Annotated in this window: 15 protein-coding genes; 11 read left to right on the top strand and 4 right to left on the bottom strand. The window is 73.3% G+C overall.

All coding sequences use genetic code 11. The features are described from left to right. Positions 1-11 precede the first annotated feature (11 nt). The 6 genes from ACFY0D_RS10230 (at position 12) to ACFY0D_RS10205 (ending at position 5,487) form a co-directional block, all read left to right on the top strand. Positions 12-989 (top strand): NADPH:quinone oxidoreductase family protein, encoded by a 978-nt coding sequence (locus ACFY0D_RS10230; protein WP_390797891.1) that lies wholly within the window; start codon positions 12-14, stop codon positions 987-989. After that, complete coding sequence (locus ACFY0D_RS10225; protein WP_390797890.1) at positions 986-2,173, top strand: acyl-CoA dehydrogenase family protein; 1,188 nt, start codon at positions 986-988, stop codon at positions 2,171-2,173. The genes ACFY0D_RS10230 and ACFY0D_RS10225 overlap by 4 nt, the downstream gene beginning before the upstream one ends. Then, a complete protein-coding gene (locus tag ACFY0D_RS10220) occupies positions 2,170-3,285 on the top strand; it encodes an acyl-CoA dehydrogenase family protein (RefSeq protein WP_390797889.1) in 1,116 nt (371 codons plus the stop codon). The genes ACFY0D_RS10225 and ACFY0D_RS10220 overlap by 4 nt, the downstream gene beginning before the upstream one ends. A gap of 340 nt (positions 3,286-3,625) precedes the next feature. Next, positions 3,626-4,165, top strand: coding sequence for a GNAT family N-acetyltransferase (locus tag ACFY0D_RS10215; protein ID WP_390797888.1), 540 nt, complete (start codon positions 3,626-3,628; stop codon positions 4,163-4,165). A gap of 59 nt (positions 4,166-4,224) precedes the next feature. Next, entirely contained in the window at positions 4,225-4,593 is a 369-nt protein-coding gene (locus tag ACFY0D_RS10210) for a tyrosinase family oxidase copper chaperone (protein ID WP_390797887.1), read from the top strand. Positions 4,594-4,623: 30 nt separating this feature from the next. After that, positions 4,624-5,487 (top strand): tyrosinase family protein, encoded by an 864-nt coding sequence (locus ACFY0D_RS10205; protein WP_390797886.1) that lies wholly within the window; start codon positions 4,624-4,626, stop codon positions 5,485-5,487. 112 nt (positions 5,488-5,599) lie between these two features. On the opposite strand, the gene ACFY0D_RS10200 is transcribed toward ACFY0D_RS10205, so the two are convergent. Next, on the bottom strand, positions 5,600-5,884 hold the full coding sequence (locus tag ACFY0D_RS10200) for a chaplin (protein WP_390797885.1): 285 nt from the start codon (positions 5,882-5,884) through the stop codon (positions 5,600-5,602). A 97-nt stretch (positions 5,885-5,981) separates the two neighbouring features. Then, positions 5,982-6,305, bottom strand: coding sequence for a hypothetical protein (locus ACFY0D_RS10195; protein ID WP_390797884.1), 324 nt, complete (start codon positions 6,303-6,305; stop codon positions 5,982-5,984). Positions 6,306-6,422: 117 nt separating this feature from the next. On the opposite strand from ACFY0D_RS10195, the gene ACFY0D_RS10190 reads away from it, so the two are divergent. Further along, complete coding sequence (locus ACFY0D_RS10190; RefSeq protein WP_390797883.1) at positions 6,423-7,898, top strand: carboxylesterase/lipase family protein; 1,476 nt, start codon at positions 6,423-6,425, stop codon at positions 7,896-7,898. Here the strand turns inward: ACFY0D_RS10190 and ACFY0D_RS10185 are convergent. After that, positions 7,876-9,174, bottom strand: coding sequence for an alpha/beta hydrolase (locus ACFY0D_RS10185; RefSeq protein WP_390797882.1), 1,299 nt, complete (start codon positions 9,172-9,174; stop codon positions 7,876-7,878). The genes ACFY0D_RS10190 and ACFY0D_RS10185 overlap by 23 nt on opposite strands. A gap of 267 nt (positions 9,175-9,441) precedes the next feature. Between ACFY0D_RS10185 and ACFY0D_RS10180 the strand changes: the two genes are divergently transcribed. Continuing rightward, positions 9,442-10,470, top strand: coding sequence for a TolB family protein (locus ACFY0D_RS10180; RefSeq protein WP_390797881.1), 1,029 nt, complete (start codon positions 9,442-9,444; stop codon positions 10,468-10,470). A gap of 73 nt (positions 10,471-10,543) precedes the next feature. On the opposite strand, the gene ACFY0D_RS10175 is transcribed toward ACFY0D_RS10180, so the two are convergent. Further along, positions 10,544-11,230, bottom strand: coding sequence for a GNAT family N-acetyltransferase (locus ACFY0D_RS10175; protein WP_390797880.1), 687 nt, complete (start codon positions 11,228-11,230; stop codon positions 10,544-10,546). 540 nt (positions 11,231-11,770) lie between these two features. Here ACFY0D_RS10175 and ACFY0D_RS10170 point away from each other — a divergent pair. The 3 genes from ACFY0D_RS10170 (at position 11,771) to ACFY0D_RS10160 (ending at position 14,381) form a co-directional block, all read left to right on the top strand. Beyond that, on the top strand, positions 11,771-12,181 hold the full coding sequence (locus tag ACFY0D_RS10170) for a VOC family protein (RefSeq protein WP_390797879.1): 411 nt from the start codon (positions 11,771-11,773) through the stop codon (positions 12,179-12,181). Positions 12,182-12,214: 33 nt separating this feature from the next. Continuing rightward, positions 12,215-12,898 (top strand): (2Fe-2S)-binding protein, encoded by a 684-nt coding sequence (locus tag ACFY0D_RS10165; protein ID WP_390797878.1) that lies wholly within the window; start codon positions 12,215-12,217, stop codon positions 12,896-12,898. An 88-nt stretch (positions 12,899-12,986) separates the two neighbouring features. Beyond that, on the top strand, positions 12,987-14,381 hold the full coding sequence (locus ACFY0D_RS10160; RefSeq protein WP_390797877.1) for an alpha/beta hydrolase family protein: 1,395 nt from the start codon (positions 12,987-12,989) through the stop codon (positions 14,379-14,381).

Below are 14,381 nucleotides of genomic sequence, written 5' to 3'. Positions count from 1 at the left end.
GGAGGCCCCGGATGCAGGCATGGCGAGTACATACCCCCGGCGAACCCCGAGAGGCCCTTCGCCTCGAAGAGATTCCCGAACCGGTACCCGGCGAGGGCGAGGTGCGGCTGCGGGTCCTCGCGGCGAACCTCAACTTCCCCGACGCGCTGCTCGTCCGCGGCCAGTACCAGATCCGCCCGCCGCTGCCCTTCACCCCCGGTGTCGAGATCTGCGGCCGCACCGACGACGGCCGCCGCGTCATCGCCACCCCGAGCCTGCCCCACGGCGGCTTCGCCGAGTACGTGGTCGCGTCCGAACGGGCCCTGCTCCCGGCCCCCGAGAGCCTCGACGACGCCGAGGCCGCGGCCCTGCACATCGGCTACCAGACCGGCTGGTTCGGCCTGCACCGCCGGGCGCGCCTCCAGCCGGGCGAGACCCTGCTCGTGCACGCCGCCGCCGGCGGGGTCGGCAGCGCCGCCGTCCAGCTCGGCAAGGCCGCCGGAGCCACCGTCATCGGGGTCGTCGGCGGCAAGGCCAAGGCGCGCACCGCCGAGGAACTCGGCTGCGACCTGGTGATCGACCGTACGGCCGAGGACGTCGTCACCCGGGTGAAGGAGTTCACCGGCGGGCGCGGCGCCGACGTGGTCTACGACCCCGTCGGCGGCGACTCGTACACCGCCTCCGCCAAGTGCGTGGCCTTCGAGGGCCGCATCGTCGTCGTCGGATTCGCGAGCGGCACCATCCCCGCGCCCGCCCTCAACCACGCCCTCGTCAAGAACTACGCCGTACTCGGCCTGCACTGGGGCCTGTACGCCACCAAGGACCCCGCCGCCATCGCCGCCTGCCACACCGAACTCACCCGGCTCGCCGCAGAAGGCGCCGTCAGGCCACTGATCAGCGAACGCATCCCGCTGACCGCCGTCGCCGACGCCGTACAGCGCCTCGCCGACGGCACCACCACCGGCCGGCTGGTCGTCGTACCGGCCCTGGACGGAGGGGACCCGCGATGACCACCACCGAGGAACTGGTGGCGCGCGTACGGGACCTGCTCCGCGCCCACCCGCCCGCCGACACCGACCGCGCCGCATTCCTGCGCGCCCGCTTCGACGCCGGACTCGCCTGGGTCCACTACCCCGAGGGCCTCGGCGGCCTCGGCGCCCCCCGCTCCCTCCAGGCCGTCGTCGACGCCGAACTGGAAGCCGCCGGCGCACCCGACAACGACCCGCGCCGGATCGGCATCGGCCTCGGCATGGCCGCGCCCACGATCCTCGCGTACGGCACCGAGGAGCAGAAGCGGCGCTTCCTGCGACCCCTGTGGGCCGGCGAGGAGGTCTGGTGCCAGCTCTTCAGCGAGCCCGGCGCCGGATCCGACCTGGCCGCCCTCGGCACCCGCGCGGTCCGCGAGACGGGCTCCGGCGACTGGATCGTCGACGGCCAGAAGGTGTGGACCTCCAGCGCCCACACCGCCCGCTGGGCCATCCTGATCGCCCGCACCGACCCCGGGCTCCCCAAGCACCAGGGCATCACCTACTTCCTCTGCGACATGCACGCCCCGGGCGTCGAGGTCCGGCCGCTGCGCCAGATCACCGGCGAGGCCGAGTTCAACGAGGTCTTCCTCACCGGCGTCCGCATCCCCGACTCCCACCGCCTCGGCGCCGTCGGCGAGGGCTGGGCGGTCGCCCGCACCACCCTGATGAACGAGCGGGTCTCCATCGGCGGCATGCGCATCCCGCGCGAGGGCGGCATGATCGCCCCCGTCGCCGCCGCCTGGCGCGAACGCCCCGAGCTGCGCACCCACGCCCTCCACCAGCGGCTCCTGGAACTGTGGGTCGAGGCCGAGGTCGCCCGCCTCACCGGGGAACGGCTGCGCCAGCAGCTCGTCGCCGGCGCGCCCGGCCCCGAAGGATCGGGCATGAAGCTCACCTTCGCCCGGCTCAACCAGGAGATCAGCGCGCTGGAGGTCGAACTCCTCGCGGAGGAGGGCCTGCTGTACGACGACTGGACCATGCGCCGGCCCGAAGGCGTCGACTTCACCGGCCGCGAGGCCGGCTACCGCTATCTGCGCGCCAAGGGCAACAGCATTGAGGGCGGCACCAGCGAAATCCTCCTCAACATCGTCGCCGAACGCGTCCTCGGCCTGCCCCCCGAGCCGCGCGACGACAAGGACCTCGCCTGGAAGGACCTCAACCGATGACCACCACGGCGGCACCGACCGACCTGCTCTACTCCGGGACCGAGGAGGAGCTCCGCTCCGCCGTACGCGCGCTGCTCACCGACCGCTGCGACGCGAAGAGCGTCCTCGACCGGGCCGAGACGGGCCGGCCGCACGACCCGGCGCTCTGGCACACCCTCGCCGTCGAGATCGGCGCGGCCGGTCTCCTCGTGCCCGAGAAGCTGGGCGGACAGGGCGCGAGCCACCGCGAGGCGGCCGTGGTTCTGGAGGAGCTGGGCCGGGCCGTGGCGCCCGTCCCGTACCTGACGAGCGCCGTGCTCGCCACGGAGATCCTGCTCGCCTGCGACACCGCGGAAGCCGCCCCGCTGCTGCGGGAGCTGGCCTCGGGCAGCACGGTGTGCGTCCCGGCCGTGCCGCTGACCCTCGCCCCGGGCGCGCCCCTGCCGGCCCCCGTCCGGGACCTCGGCGACGGGAGCCTGACCGGCACGGTCACCTCCGTGGCGGACGCGGTGGCCGCCGGCGTCCTGCTGGTCCTGGCCGACACCGGGCTCTACGCCGTCCCGGCCGCCTCGGCCCGCCTGACCCCGCAGGTCCCGCTGGACCTGACCCGCCCGCTCGCCACCGTCACCCTGGAGGCCGCGGCCGGCACCCGTCTCGCCGATGCCGGAACGGCCCGGGCGGCCGTCGCCGGAGCCCTGCTCTCCGGGGCCGGACTGCTCGCCTCCGAGCAGCTCGGGCTCGCCGAGTGGTGCCTGACGGAGACGGTCGGCCACGTCCGGGGCCGGCACCAGTTCAACCGGCCCGTCGGCTCCTTCCAGGCCCTCAAGCACCGCCTCGCCCGGCTCTGGCTCGACGTGGCGTCCGCGCGCGCGGCGGCGAGGGCCGCGGCCGACGCCCTGGCCACCGCGGCCCCCGACGCCCCGCTGACGGTCGCCGTGGCCCAGGCCTACTGCTCGGGCGTGGCCGTCCGCGCGGCCGAGGAGTGCGTACAGCTGCACGGCGGCATCGGCATGACCTGGGAACACCCGGCCCACCTCTACCTCAAGCGGGCCAAGGCCGACTCCCTGGCCCTCGGCACGGCGGGCCACCACCGCGGCCTGGTCGCGGACTTCGCGGAACTCCCCGCGCCGTAGGGGGTGTCGTGCCGGTCAGGGCGGGCTCGCGGCGCCGGCACCGCGCCTCGCCGCGTCGTCCTCGGCCGGCGACGCTCCGCGTCGCCTCCCTCGTCCGCCGTGCGATCCTTCCCCCCGGTCCTGGCGGGCCTGGGGAGACCCCATGGCACCGGCCACCGCTCCCTGATCCGCCCCGATCGACAAGACACCCCCTGGCCCCGGTGCCGGCCGGCCCCGCACCGGGCCGGCCGGGGACATGGCCGAACGGCCGAGTGCGGGCGCGGCGCGGGGTGCGGCACCGACCTGCACCTGCACCTGCCCCGCCTCGGGCGGGCTCCGCGCTGATCCCTATCCTCGCCCCATGACGGCCACCATCACCGCGCTCTCCGCCACCGGACTCCGCGCCCACTGCGACGAACTCGCCGCCCTGCTGCTCGCCGTGGTCGACGGCGGATCGTCCCTCGGCTTCCTCACCGGCCTCGACCACCAGGGCGCCGCCGCCTGGTGGGACTCCCTGTTGCCCGCCGTCGAGGACGGCTCCCTCGCGCTGTGGGTCTCCCGCACCGGCGGCGAGGGCCGGATCGACGGCACCGTCAGCTGGTACCGGGAGACCAAGGCGAACGGCCGTCACCGCGCCGAGCTGCGCAAACTCATGGTCCACCCGGCCGCCCGGGGCCGGGGCACCGCCCGGGCCCTGCTCGCCGAAGCCGAGTCGGCCGCCTCCCGGGCCGGGGTGGTGCTGCTGTTCCTGGACACCGAGACCGGCGGCGGAGCCGAGCGGGTCTACCGTTCCGCGGGCTGGACGGAGGCCGGCACCATCCCCGACTACGCCACCGACCCGGCGGGCCGGCTCCACCCCACGACCCTCTTCTACAAGCAGCTCCGCGACGCCCACGGGTGACCTCGCCCGCCGCGCGGCGTTAGACCCGTAGCCGCCGGCCACCGAGCGAGGGAGACCGTATGTCCACAGCATCGCCCGCCGCACCACTGACCCGCCGTGCGGCCTTGCGTACGGCCTTCACCGCGGCCGTGCTCGCCGGCACGGCCGCGGCCCTGGCCCCCGTACTGCGCGCCCGCCGTCCCCGGCAGACCCTCACCCCGGCGCCGCTCGCCGAGGAGGAGTCCTATCGCGGCCGGCACATCGCCGTCGACGTCGCCGGGGTCCGGATCGACGGCCGCCCGCTGCACGTGATGCGCCGGGCCGACGGCAGCTACCTCAGCGGGATCAACCACTTCCAGTCCTACTCCACGCCACTGGAACTGGCCCGGGCCGCGGTCGACGAACTGGGCACCGCCCAGCTCGCCTTCGCGGCCCCGCACCACGGCTGACTGACGCACGGGAACGGGAGGAGCCCCGCATTGCACACCCGGCAGAACCAGAAGAACCTCACCAGCGCCCAGAAGAAGCGGTTCACCGCGGCGGTGCTGGAGCTCAAGCGCGACGGCGCCTACGACGCCCTCGTGCGCACCCACGACAAGTACTTCGTGCCCGACCGCGACCGCAAGCTGCGCGTCGGGCACATGTCCCCGTCGTTCTTCCCGTGGCACCGGCGCTATCTGCTGGAGTTCGAGCGGCGGTTGCAGGAGATCGACCCGGGCGTGAGCGTCCCGTACTGGGACTGGACCACCGACACCAGCCCGGTCTCCTCCCTCTGGGCCGACGACTTCCTCGGCGGCACCGGCCGGGCGAGCGACCGCAAGGTGATGACCGGGCCGTTCGCCTACGACACGGGCAACTGGACGGTGACCGTGGGCATCACCGAGTCCGCCTTCCTCACCCGCAACCTCGGCCGGCCGCAGAATCCGATCACCCTGCCCACCGCGGCCGAGCTCCAGTGGGCGATCGACGACCCGACGTACGACGTCTCCCCCTGGGACTCCACGGCCACCGCGGGCGGCTTCCGCAACAAGCTGGAGGGCTGGTCGGCCCCCAAGAGCGAGCGCTGGCGCAACCACAACAAGGTCCACCAGTGGATCGGTGGCCACATGACCGGCGGTACGGCGCCCAACGACCCGGCGTTCTGGCTGCACCACGCCTTCGTCGATCTGATCTGGGACCGCTGGCAGCAGAAGCACCCCGGCTCCGGCTACCTGCCCGCCGCCCCGCTCGCCGTCGGCGACCTCCAGCGCGGCCGGGTGATCGCCCTCGACGAGCCGATGCCGCCGTGGAACATCACCCCGCGCGAGATGTCCGGCCACCAGGGCCTGTACCGCTACGAATGACGCGCGCGGCCCGTGCGTACCTGCCGTTCGCGCACTCCGCGACGCGGGGACACACGGGAAAGGACCCCCGCCGGGTGGCGGGGGCCCTTCCGTGGATCAGCCGATCAGGCGATCAGTGGCCGTAGTCGCCACCCTCGGTGTGGTGGTCGCCGCCGCCGGAGACGTTGACGCAGGTGTTGCCGAACGCCGGGTTCAGCAGGGCGATCACGTTCACGGTGTTGCCGCAGACGTTGACCGGGACGTGCACCGGAACCTGGAGCAGGTTGCCCGACAGGACACCGGGGGAGCCGACCGCCGCACCGTGCGCTCCGGCATCGGCGACAGCCAGACCCGCACCGGCGACCACGGCGCTGCCGGTGACAGCGGTGATGGCGAATGCCTTCGCGATACGCGACATCAAGATCTCCTCATGAGATATGTGGGGCGCCACACAACCTGTGGCATTTGACATGGCATACAACGCGGGGGAGGCCAAGGGGTCACGGCCCGTGCGCCTACCTGGTGACGGAAAACCGGACGGAGGCGAAGTACGGCCGCACCTGGCCGACCTCTCCGGGCCGCAGGACCCGCAGGGCCCGGCCGGAGCACCCGGGGCCCTCGTAGAGGGTCGCCGGGCTCCGGGTCCCGTTGGTCACCGCCCGGGCGCCGCCGCCCTCCGCCGCGACGCACCCCCTCGGCGCGGTGAGGCCGTGGACCCGGTCGTCCTGGCCGACGTACTGGAAGTCCGGGCCGGCGGCCAGGGCCGGGCCGGAAACGAGCGTGGCCCCCGCGAGCAGCAGGGCGACGGGCACGGCATGGTGGATACGCAGGAATCGCATGCCCGTCCAACCGGGCCGGGCCCGGACCCGGTCACGCCTTGTCACCCGTTGGACGGCTGTGCGACGGTGCGACCGGCACCGGCACCGGCACCGGCACCGGCATCGCAGGAGGACGAGATGAGCGCAGAGGGCGCAGCCGACGGCCGCCGCCGCCCGCAGGCCAGGACGGCGGCCGGCGTCGTCGAGGGCCGGACCGGGCCCGGGGGGACCGCCGTCTTCCTGGGCATCCCGTACGCGGCCCCGCCCGTCGGAGCCCTGCGCTTCGCGGCGCCCGCGCCCCCGGCCGCCTGGGACGGCGTACGCGATGCCGCCGCCCACGGGCCGACCGCGCCCAAGGTGCCCTACCCGGACACCTTCGCCGCCCTGCTCCCCGACCCGGTGATCCCCGGGGACGACTGCCTGAACCTGAACGTGTGGACCCCCGACCCGGCGCCCGGGGCCCGGCTGCCCGTCATGGTCTGGATCCACGGCGGGGCCCACACCCGTGGCTCCTCGGCCGTCCCCGTCTACGACGGCTCCGCCTTCGCCCGCGACGGGGTCGTGCTCGTCTCCTTCAACTTCCGCCTCGGCGTCCTCGGTTACGGCCTCTTCCCCGACGCCCCCGCCAACCGCGGCCTGCTGGACCAGATCGCCGCCCTGGAATGGGTCCGCGACAACATCGGTGCCTTCGGAGGGGACCCCGACCGGGTCACCGTCTTCGGCGAATCCGCCGGGGCCATCAGCACCGGCGCCCTCCTGGCCGTCCCGCGCGCCGCCGGGCTCTTCACCCGGGCCGTCCTGCAGAGCGGAGCCCCCGAGGTCCTGCCGCGCCCCAGGGTCCGCGCCATGGTCCGGCGGATGGCCTCGCTGCTCAAGGTGGACGCCACCGCCGCGGCCTTCACGGCCACCGCGCTGCCCGACCTGCTCGCCGCGCAGGCGGCCGTCCTGCGCCGATCCGGCCCGCTCGTCGGCGGGCCCGCCTTCGGCCTGGTCACCGACCCGGACACGGTCCCGGCCGACCCCCTCGACACCCTCTGCGCCCAGGCCGCCTCCGCCGGGGTGCCGCTGCTCCTCGGCTGGACCCGTGACGAGTACCGGCTGTGGCTCGCCCCCACCGGCGGGATGCGGCTGCTGGACCGGCTCGGCCCGCTCGCCGTGGCGCTGGCCCGCGCCCGTTCCGGCAAGGACCGGGCGGCCGTACGGGCGCTGCGCGCCGCGCTGCCCGCGGCGGGCCCTGCCGAACTCGCCGGACAGCTGCTCACCGACCGGCTGCTGCGCGACCCGCTGCGCAGGCTCGCCGGGGCCCGGCGGGCGGCGCCGAGCTTCCTGTACGAGTTCGCCTGGCCCTCCGGCGTTCCGGGCCTCGGCTCCTGCCACGCCCTGGAGCTGGGCTTCGTGTTCGACACGCTCACGGTACCGGAGGCCGCCTGGCTGGCCGGGCCGCACACCCCGCAGGCGCTGGCGGACGAGATGCACGCGGCCTGGGTGCGGTTCGCGGTGACGGGCGATCCGGGCTGGGCGGCCTGGAACGGCGACGGCCCGCCGAAGGTGTTCGGCGGGCCGGAGCTCGATGGTGCGGGGGAGCCGGTCGTTACTCGACGGGCCCTTCCATGACCTTGCTGATGAACTGGACCGGCCCCTCGCCCATGTTCGGCACATAGGTCTTGGCGTTGTGCTGGCCGCCCTTGATGACCTTCAACTCGGAGTGGATGGGGCCCTTGTTGCCGTAGGTGGCGATGAACTTCTGCACGTCGGGCAGTGTCTTCTTGTTGTTCTCGCTGTCGCCGACCTGGAAGGCGAGGTAGACCTCCGGACCCTTGGTGTCGATCAGCTGCTTCGCCAGCAGCTCCGGGTTGTTCTCTGCCTTCTCCTTGTCGTGGCCCTTCCACAGGGAGGAGTCCGGGACGATGTCCGGGCCGGAGGCGATCACGGCCTTGAACTTGTCCGGGTGCTTCAGCACGGCCTTCAGACCCGCGAAACCGCCGGTGGAGGAGCCCATGAAGGCCCAGCCGTCACGGGACTTGACGGTGCGGAAGTTCGCCTTCATCAGGTCCGGGACGTCCTCGGTCAGCCAGGTGCCCATCTTGGGCTGGCCGGGGATGTCGGAGCCGTCCCAGTAGACGCCCTTGTCGTCCGGCCCCGGGTTGAGGACCGGCATGGCCAGGATGAAGGGCTTGCTCTTGCCCTCCGCGTACCACTTGCTGATGCTGGTCTGGAGGCCGAGGTCGGTGCCCATCCAGTAGTTGCTCGGGTAACCGGCGCCGCCCGGCAGGGCGATCATGACCGGGAAGCCGCTCTTGGCGAACTTCGGGTCGTTGTACTCCTTGGGGGCCCAGACCCAGACCTTGCCCTTGAAGCCGGACTTCTTGCCGTCCAGCGTGGTGACGGCCACGTGCGTGCCGTCGGGGAGGGTCATCGTGTTCTTGAACTCGGAGGCCGGCCCGGTCGGCATGAGCATCTTGGAGTTCGGCGGCGGAGCGTCGTTCTTCTTGCCGCCACCGGCGGGCGTCTGCCCGAAGGACACCGAGGAGCCCTTGTCGGTGAACGGGGGTATCTCGTAGTGGTTCAGCACGAGCGCGGCTATGCCGGCGAGTGCGAGCACCGAGGCGCCCGCGATCAGCCAGCGGCGCCCCCGCGACCTGCGCCGCGGCGGCTCGGGCTCCTGGTACTGCCCCTGCTGCCCGTACTGCGGCTGCTGTCCGTACTGGTCCTGCGGTGCGTACTGCGACTGCTGCCCGTACTGCTCCTGCTGCCCGTACGGCTGCGGGGGGCGGCCGGGCGGCGGCTGCTGTCCGTACGGCCGGCCGTACTGGTCGCCTTGGGGCGGCTGCGGTATCTGTCCTTCCGGCCGGTACGGCTGGTACTGCTGCCCGTCGGGTGCGTACGACATGTGCGGTGGCTCTCCGGCTGCTGCTGCCCCCAGAGGGGCGGGGTGGTCTGACTGCTGGGTCCTTCCGTTCGAAGGATGAACGAAAGCATGTCAGGGTTCCGCATTTTTCCTACTCTTGGGGTGCCCTGGGGGAGGCCATTGCCTGGCGCCCGTACGCCCGGTGGAGTTCACGGACCCGCCCCCGTCCATGCCTGGCTCTTGTGCAGGCCGCTGGGTATGGTGCCCCCGCGCCGCCCCCGGAACCCCACCCCGCCCCGGAGTCATGCCATGACGCTCCAGCGCCGGATCCTGATCCTCGCCACCGCCGTGGCCCTGCTCGCGGCCGTGGGCGTACTCGCCGTCGTACGGGCCTCCTCCCGCGCCGACGAGAAGGACCACGCCCGGGCGGGCGGCCCGCAGGTCGGTCCGGGCACGGTCTCGCTGGCGCCGGGCGACGGCGGCCGGCGGATCGTGTTCCGCAACATGGCCTGGGGGCCGCACCGGGACGAGCTCGCCACGGTCGCGGCCGCCGCGCCGGAGGGGGCCCGTACCGCGTCCGGGGTGAGCTGCCTGCGCTTCCATGCAGCCCAGGGCACCGGGATCTGCCTCCAGGCGGACCGCGGCGGGGTCCAGGAGGGCTACCGGGCCGTCGTACTCGACGCCCGCCTGAAGGAGGTCTCCGCACATCCGCTGGGCGGCCTCCCGACCCGGGCCCGGGTCTCGCCGGGCGGGCACCTCGCCGCCTGGACCGTCTTCGTCGGCGGGGACTCGTACGCAGGGACGAATTTCTCGACGCGGACCTCGGTGCTCGACCTGCGCACCGGCACGCTCGACGCCTCGCTGGAGGACTTCACGATCCTGAAGGACGGCAAGCCGTACCGCAGCGCCGACGTCAACTTCTGGGGGGTCACCTTCGCCGCCGACGAGCGGACCTTCTACGCGACCCTCGCCACCGGCGGCCGGACCCACCTGGTCCGCGGGGACCTGGGCCGGCGCACCGTGACCACCCTGCGCGAGAACGCGGAGTGCCCGTCGCTGTCACCGGACGGGACCCGGGTGGTCTTCAAGAAGCGCGTGCCGGGCCTGCCGGCCGAGGCGCCGTGGCGGCTGTACGCCCTGGACCTGGCCTCCGGAGCCGAAACCCCGCTCGCCGAGGAGCGCAGCGTGGACGACCAGGCGGTGTGGACCGACGACCGGACCGTCGTCTACGCCTTGCCGGGGGACTTCGGCGCCGACCTGTACGCCGTACCGGCCGACGGGAGCGGCGCTCCGGCCCGGCTCATGGACTCGGCCCTCGCCCCGGCCTTCCTCGGCTGAGGAGGCAGCGGCGAGGGCCGGGTCGAGCGCCGGGGCAGGACCGTTTTTCCGCTTTTCCGTCCGGCCGGGGCGGTTACGCGGGGATCAGGGTCTTGCGGCGCCGCTTGCGCTGCGCGCCCGCCGACAGCCTCAGCTCGATGACCGACCGCACGGTCGGCCACTCCTCGTCGAGGATCGAGTAGAAGGCCGTACTTCGGACGGCGCCGTCCAGTCCCCGCGAATGGGCCCGGCGGACCCCCTCGCAGGTGAAGCCCAGACGTTCCATGGCGGCCCGCGACCGGCCGTTGCGCGCGTCAGCGCGCAGCGAGATACGCCGTACCCCCCAGGTCTCGAAGGCATGGCGGAGCATGAGCAGCTTCGCCTCGGTGTTGATGCCGGTTCCCTGGGCGCCCGGGGACAGCCAGGTATTGCCGATCTCGGCGGCATCGGGGATCGCCGTCGCCGGATCGCCGAACGGGACCCCTGGCACGGCGGGCCAGATCAGGGGCCCCTGCCAGTAGTCGAGTTCCAGGAACCGGGTCGAACCGACGACCCGCCCGTCGGTGGCTCTGACCACCGCGAACGGGAGCGATCGACCCGCTGCCTGATCGGCGAGGGCACGTTCGATGTACTCGTGTGACGCCTGCACCCCGTGGGGAACGGGAGTGAAGGCGTAAGTCGTACGATCCTCGGCCCCGGCCACGGCCAGAGCCTCGGTGTGGTGGGGGGCGAGGGGCTCGAGCCGCACGGTGCGGCCCGCGAGGTGTACGGGTACGGGCACGGAGCCTTCGGTCCTTCTGGGCGGTGGGGTGGTTGCACAGTCTGCGTCCATGACGTCGCCCCCCGTGCAAAACACGAGTGAAAGGCAACCGGCTGTCAGGTGAACGCGAGTGGCTCAATGTAGCTCCTTAAAGTCCTCTCATGAACCCCCAATTTGGCAATGGCGTGACACCGATTTCCGAGCACTTGGGTCCCCGCCTCGGAGCACCCGTAATCACGATCCACGGACATCCCTTCACGTGCACGACATGGGCCCCCCAGACGGCCGCGCCGACGGCCGCCGATCGCCCTGCGATCGCGCCTGACCTGCGAGGATGCGGATAGAGTCGGGTGATCCCGAGCGAGGCCCCGCTCGCGGATCCCGCACGCGGACCCGCCGGTCCGCCGCCCCGCCCGGACATCGAACACATGGTCGTCGGCGGTGTGTCCGTGAGCGGTCGCACCACGGGGGAGGTACGACTGCGCCACCCGGGTCTGCTACGGCCCCCGCGGGGCCGCCGTAGAGTCGCAGCGATGCCTGTGTCCGCCGAGGAGGGTGTTCATGCTGCGAGGGTTTGCGACGATCAACTTCTGGGCCGACGACCTGGAGGCCGCGAAGGCCTGGTACACCGAGCTCCTCGGGATCGCCCCGTACTTCGAGCGGCCCGGTTACGCCGAGTTCCGGATCGGCGACTACCAGCACGAGCTGGGCATCGTCGACCGCCGCTACGCCCCGCCGGGCGCGGCGAAGGACCCGGGCGGCGCGGTGGCCTACTGGGCCGTCGACGATCTTCCCGCGGTCCACGCGCGGCTCCTGGACCTGGGGGCGACGGAGTACCAGCCGGTGACCGCGCACGGCGACGGCGCATTCGTCACGGCGGCCGTCACCGACCCCTTCGGCAATGTGCTCGGCATCATGCGCAACCCGCACTACGTGGAGGTCCTCGAAGGGGCGACCCCGGACCCGGCCTGACCTCGGCCCCGCGCCGCTGAGATCATTCCGGTTATGGACGACGTACTGCGGCGACTGGCCGCCGTGGGACCCTTCTTCACCGTCCCCTGCGGGAAGGAACCGCCCGGCCCCGGCTTCCGGCCGCTCACCGCGCTGTACGGGGAGCAGCTCGGGCCGTACGTGGCCGAGGTGGGCCGGCGGATCGGCACCGGACCGGGCCGGGTGGCCGCCTCGACCGCACAGTTCGGGATCGTCTCCCGGCTCTGGTCGCTGGGGCTCGGGTGCGCGGCACTGGCGGGCCGGGTGCCGGACCTGGCCGCCGACCGGGTGTGGTGGCTGCTGCCGGACGCGGGATCGCTCCAGCTGTGGCTGCCCGAGCCCGCCCCCGGCCTGCCGGCCGAGGCACTCGGGGAGAACGTCCTCGCGAACCTGGCCGTGCTCGACGAGGCCCTGCGCGAGCGCTTCGGGGTCTCGCCGAAGGTCCTGCGCGGGAACGCGGCGTCCGGGCTCGTCGGGGCGCTGCGCGTGCTCGTCGACCGGGTGCCGGGAGGCGCGGCCGTGGAGCTGGCGGGCGCCCTGCTCGGCGACGGCGGAGCGCTGGCGGGCACCGGCACCTTCATCCATGAGGAGGGGCTCGGGGTGGCGTTCGTACGGCGCAGCTGCTGCCTCTACTACCAGGTGCCCGGAGGCGGGCTCTGCGGCGACTGCGTACTGCGGGCCGGGCGGCGGACGGGCTGACACCCCTCGCGGGGCCGCGCCGCCGTTCGGAGCAAGGGAGGGCGCGCCGTGCCCCGCCCCGCCGAGGGCCCGGCGTACGGTCCGCTGCATGACCGCTCGTACACCGCACCAGCCCTCCGCACTCACCCGCCGCGCGGCCCTGACCGGGCTCGCCGCGGGGGCCGGGGCGCTCGCCGTCGGGAGCGGAGCCCGCACCGCGGCCGCCGCGCCCGAGCCGTCCGGCAAGGCCGTGGATCCGACCCCCGGAGCGATGAAGCTCTTCGACGATCCCGGCTTCAACTTCGCGGGCCTGCTCGCACTCGGCGCGGCCGGCATGCGCGCCTCCGAGGTGGGCGAGGTGCTGACCGCGGTCAACGCCATCAACGCGGCCGGTCTGTCCGAGCAGACGTTCAGCGACACCTTCCGCGCCTGGGGGGACCGGCTCGCCGCGCCCCCGGCCGCCGGCCGCCACGGCCACGACGCTCCCTCGCAGACCCGCCGCTTCCGGTCCCTGCGCGCCGCCCAGTACTACGCGCAGGCGCTGTTCTACGTGCTCGGCACCGACCACCCCGGTGACGAGGAGGCGGTCTACCTGGCCGGGCGGGGAGCCTGGGACACCTTCGCCAGGCTCTGCTCACCGGCCGCCGTCCGCGCGAAGGTCCCGTACGGCAAGACCCACCTGCCGGTCTGGTTCTTCCGCCCGGACGGTCCCGCCGAACCGCGCCCCACCGTGATCCTGACCAACGGCAGCGACGGCCAGAACCTCGACATGTGGACCTACGGCGTGGCCGCAGCCCTCGGCCGCGGCTGGAACGCCCTCGTCTACGACGGACCCGGCCAGGGGCAGCTCCTGTTCGTGGAGGAGATCCCCTTCACCACCCGCTGGGAGAAGGTGGTCGGCCCGCTCATCGACTGGCTGGAGCACCGCAAGGACGTGGACAGCGGCCGGATCGCGCTCACCGGCCTGAGCATGGGCGGCAACCTGGTCGCCCGCGCCGCCGCCTTCGAGCACCGGCTCGCCGCCGTCGCCTGCCAGCCGGGCTGCGTCAGCCCCTGGCTGGGATTCGACGCGGAGCTGCGCGCCATCGTCACGCCCGACAAGGAGGAGACCAACCGGGTATGGAACGAGGAGGTCGTCCCGGAGCTGACGCCGGAGCTCGCCTTCACCGTCAAGAAGCGCTTCGAGATCTTCGACCGGCAGGCACTGCGCCAGGCCCGCGAGGGCGTCGTGCTCACGGACCTCTGGACCCCGGCGCAGGTGGCCATGGGCCTCGACATCACCAAGGTGGTCGGGAGGATCAAGGCCCCGACGCTCGTCCTGGACTACGACTTCGAGCTGTTCTACCCGGGCCAGCCACAGCAGATGTACGACCTCCTGCGCACGCGCCGCGAGTACGTGAAACTGACGGAGGCCACCGGGGCGCAGTTGCACTGCTCCCCGATGGCCCCGCAGCAGCACTGCGACGTCGTCTTCGACTGGCTCGCCGACGTGCTCCAGCGCTGA

This window comes from Streptomyces sp. NPDC001502 (genome assembly GCF_042894785.1).
Lineage (GTDB): Bacteria > Actinomycetota > Actinomycetes > Streptomycetales > Streptomycetaceae > Streptomyces > Streptomyces kutzneri.
The sequence above is the reverse complement of the archived record's forward strand: the minus strand, read 5'-3'. Positions and strand labels throughout refer to the sequence as shown.

Bases quoted from the DNA above. Each gene is read 5' to 3' on its own strand.
- ACFY0D_RS10165 (WP_390797878.1), top strand. From the start codon at position 12,215: ATGGACGACGTACTGCGGCGACTGGCCGCCGTGGGACCCTTCTTCACC.
- ACFY0D_RS10200 (WP_390797885.1), bottom strand. From the start codon at position 5,884: ATGTCGCGTATCGCGAAGGCATTCGCCATCACCGCTGTCACCGGCAGC.
- ACFY0D_RS10210 (WP_390797887.1), top strand. From the start codon at position 4,225: ATGTCCACAGCATCGCCCGCCGCACCACTGACCCGCCGTGCGGCCTTG.
- ACFY0D_RS10220 (WP_390797889.1), top strand. From the start codon at position 2,170: ATGACCACCACGGCGGCACCGACCGACCTGCTCTACTCCGGGACCGAG.
- ACFY0D_RS10170 (WP_390797879.1), top strand. From the start codon at position 11,771: ATGCTGCGAGGGTTTGCGACGATCAACTTCTGGGCCGACGACCTGGAG.
- ACFY0D_RS10185 (WP_390797882.1), bottom strand. From the start codon at position 9,174: ATGTCGTACGCACCCGACGGGCAGCAGTACCAGCCGTACCGGCCGGAA.
- ACFY0D_RS10195 (WP_390797884.1), bottom strand. From the start codon at position 6,305: ATGCGATTCCTGCGTATCCACCATGCCGTGCCCGTCGCCCTGCTGCTC.
- ACFY0D_RS10190 (WP_390797883.1), top strand. From the start codon at position 6,423: ATGAGCGCAGAGGGCGCAGCCGACGGCCGCCGCCGCCCGCAGGCCAGG.
- ACFY0D_RS10225 (WP_390797890.1), top strand. From the start codon at position 986: ATGACCACCACCGAGGAACTGGTGGCGCGCGTACGGGACCTGCTCCGC.
- ACFY0D_RS10160 (WP_390797877.1), top strand. From the start codon at position 12,987: ATGACCGCTCGTACACCGCACCAGCCCTCCGCACTCACCCGCCGCGCG.
- ACFY0D_RS10230 (WP_390797891.1), top strand. From the start codon at position 12: ATGCAGGCATGGCGAGTACATACCCCCGGCGAACCCCGAGAGGCCCTT.
- ACFY0D_RS10215 (WP_390797888.1), top strand. From the start codon at position 3,626: ATGACGGCCACCATCACCGCGCTCTCCGCCACCGGACTCCGCGCCCAC.
- ACFY0D_RS10180 (WP_390797881.1), top strand. From the start codon at position 9,442: ATGACGCTCCAGCGCCGGATCCTGATCCTCGCCACCGCCGTGGCCCTG.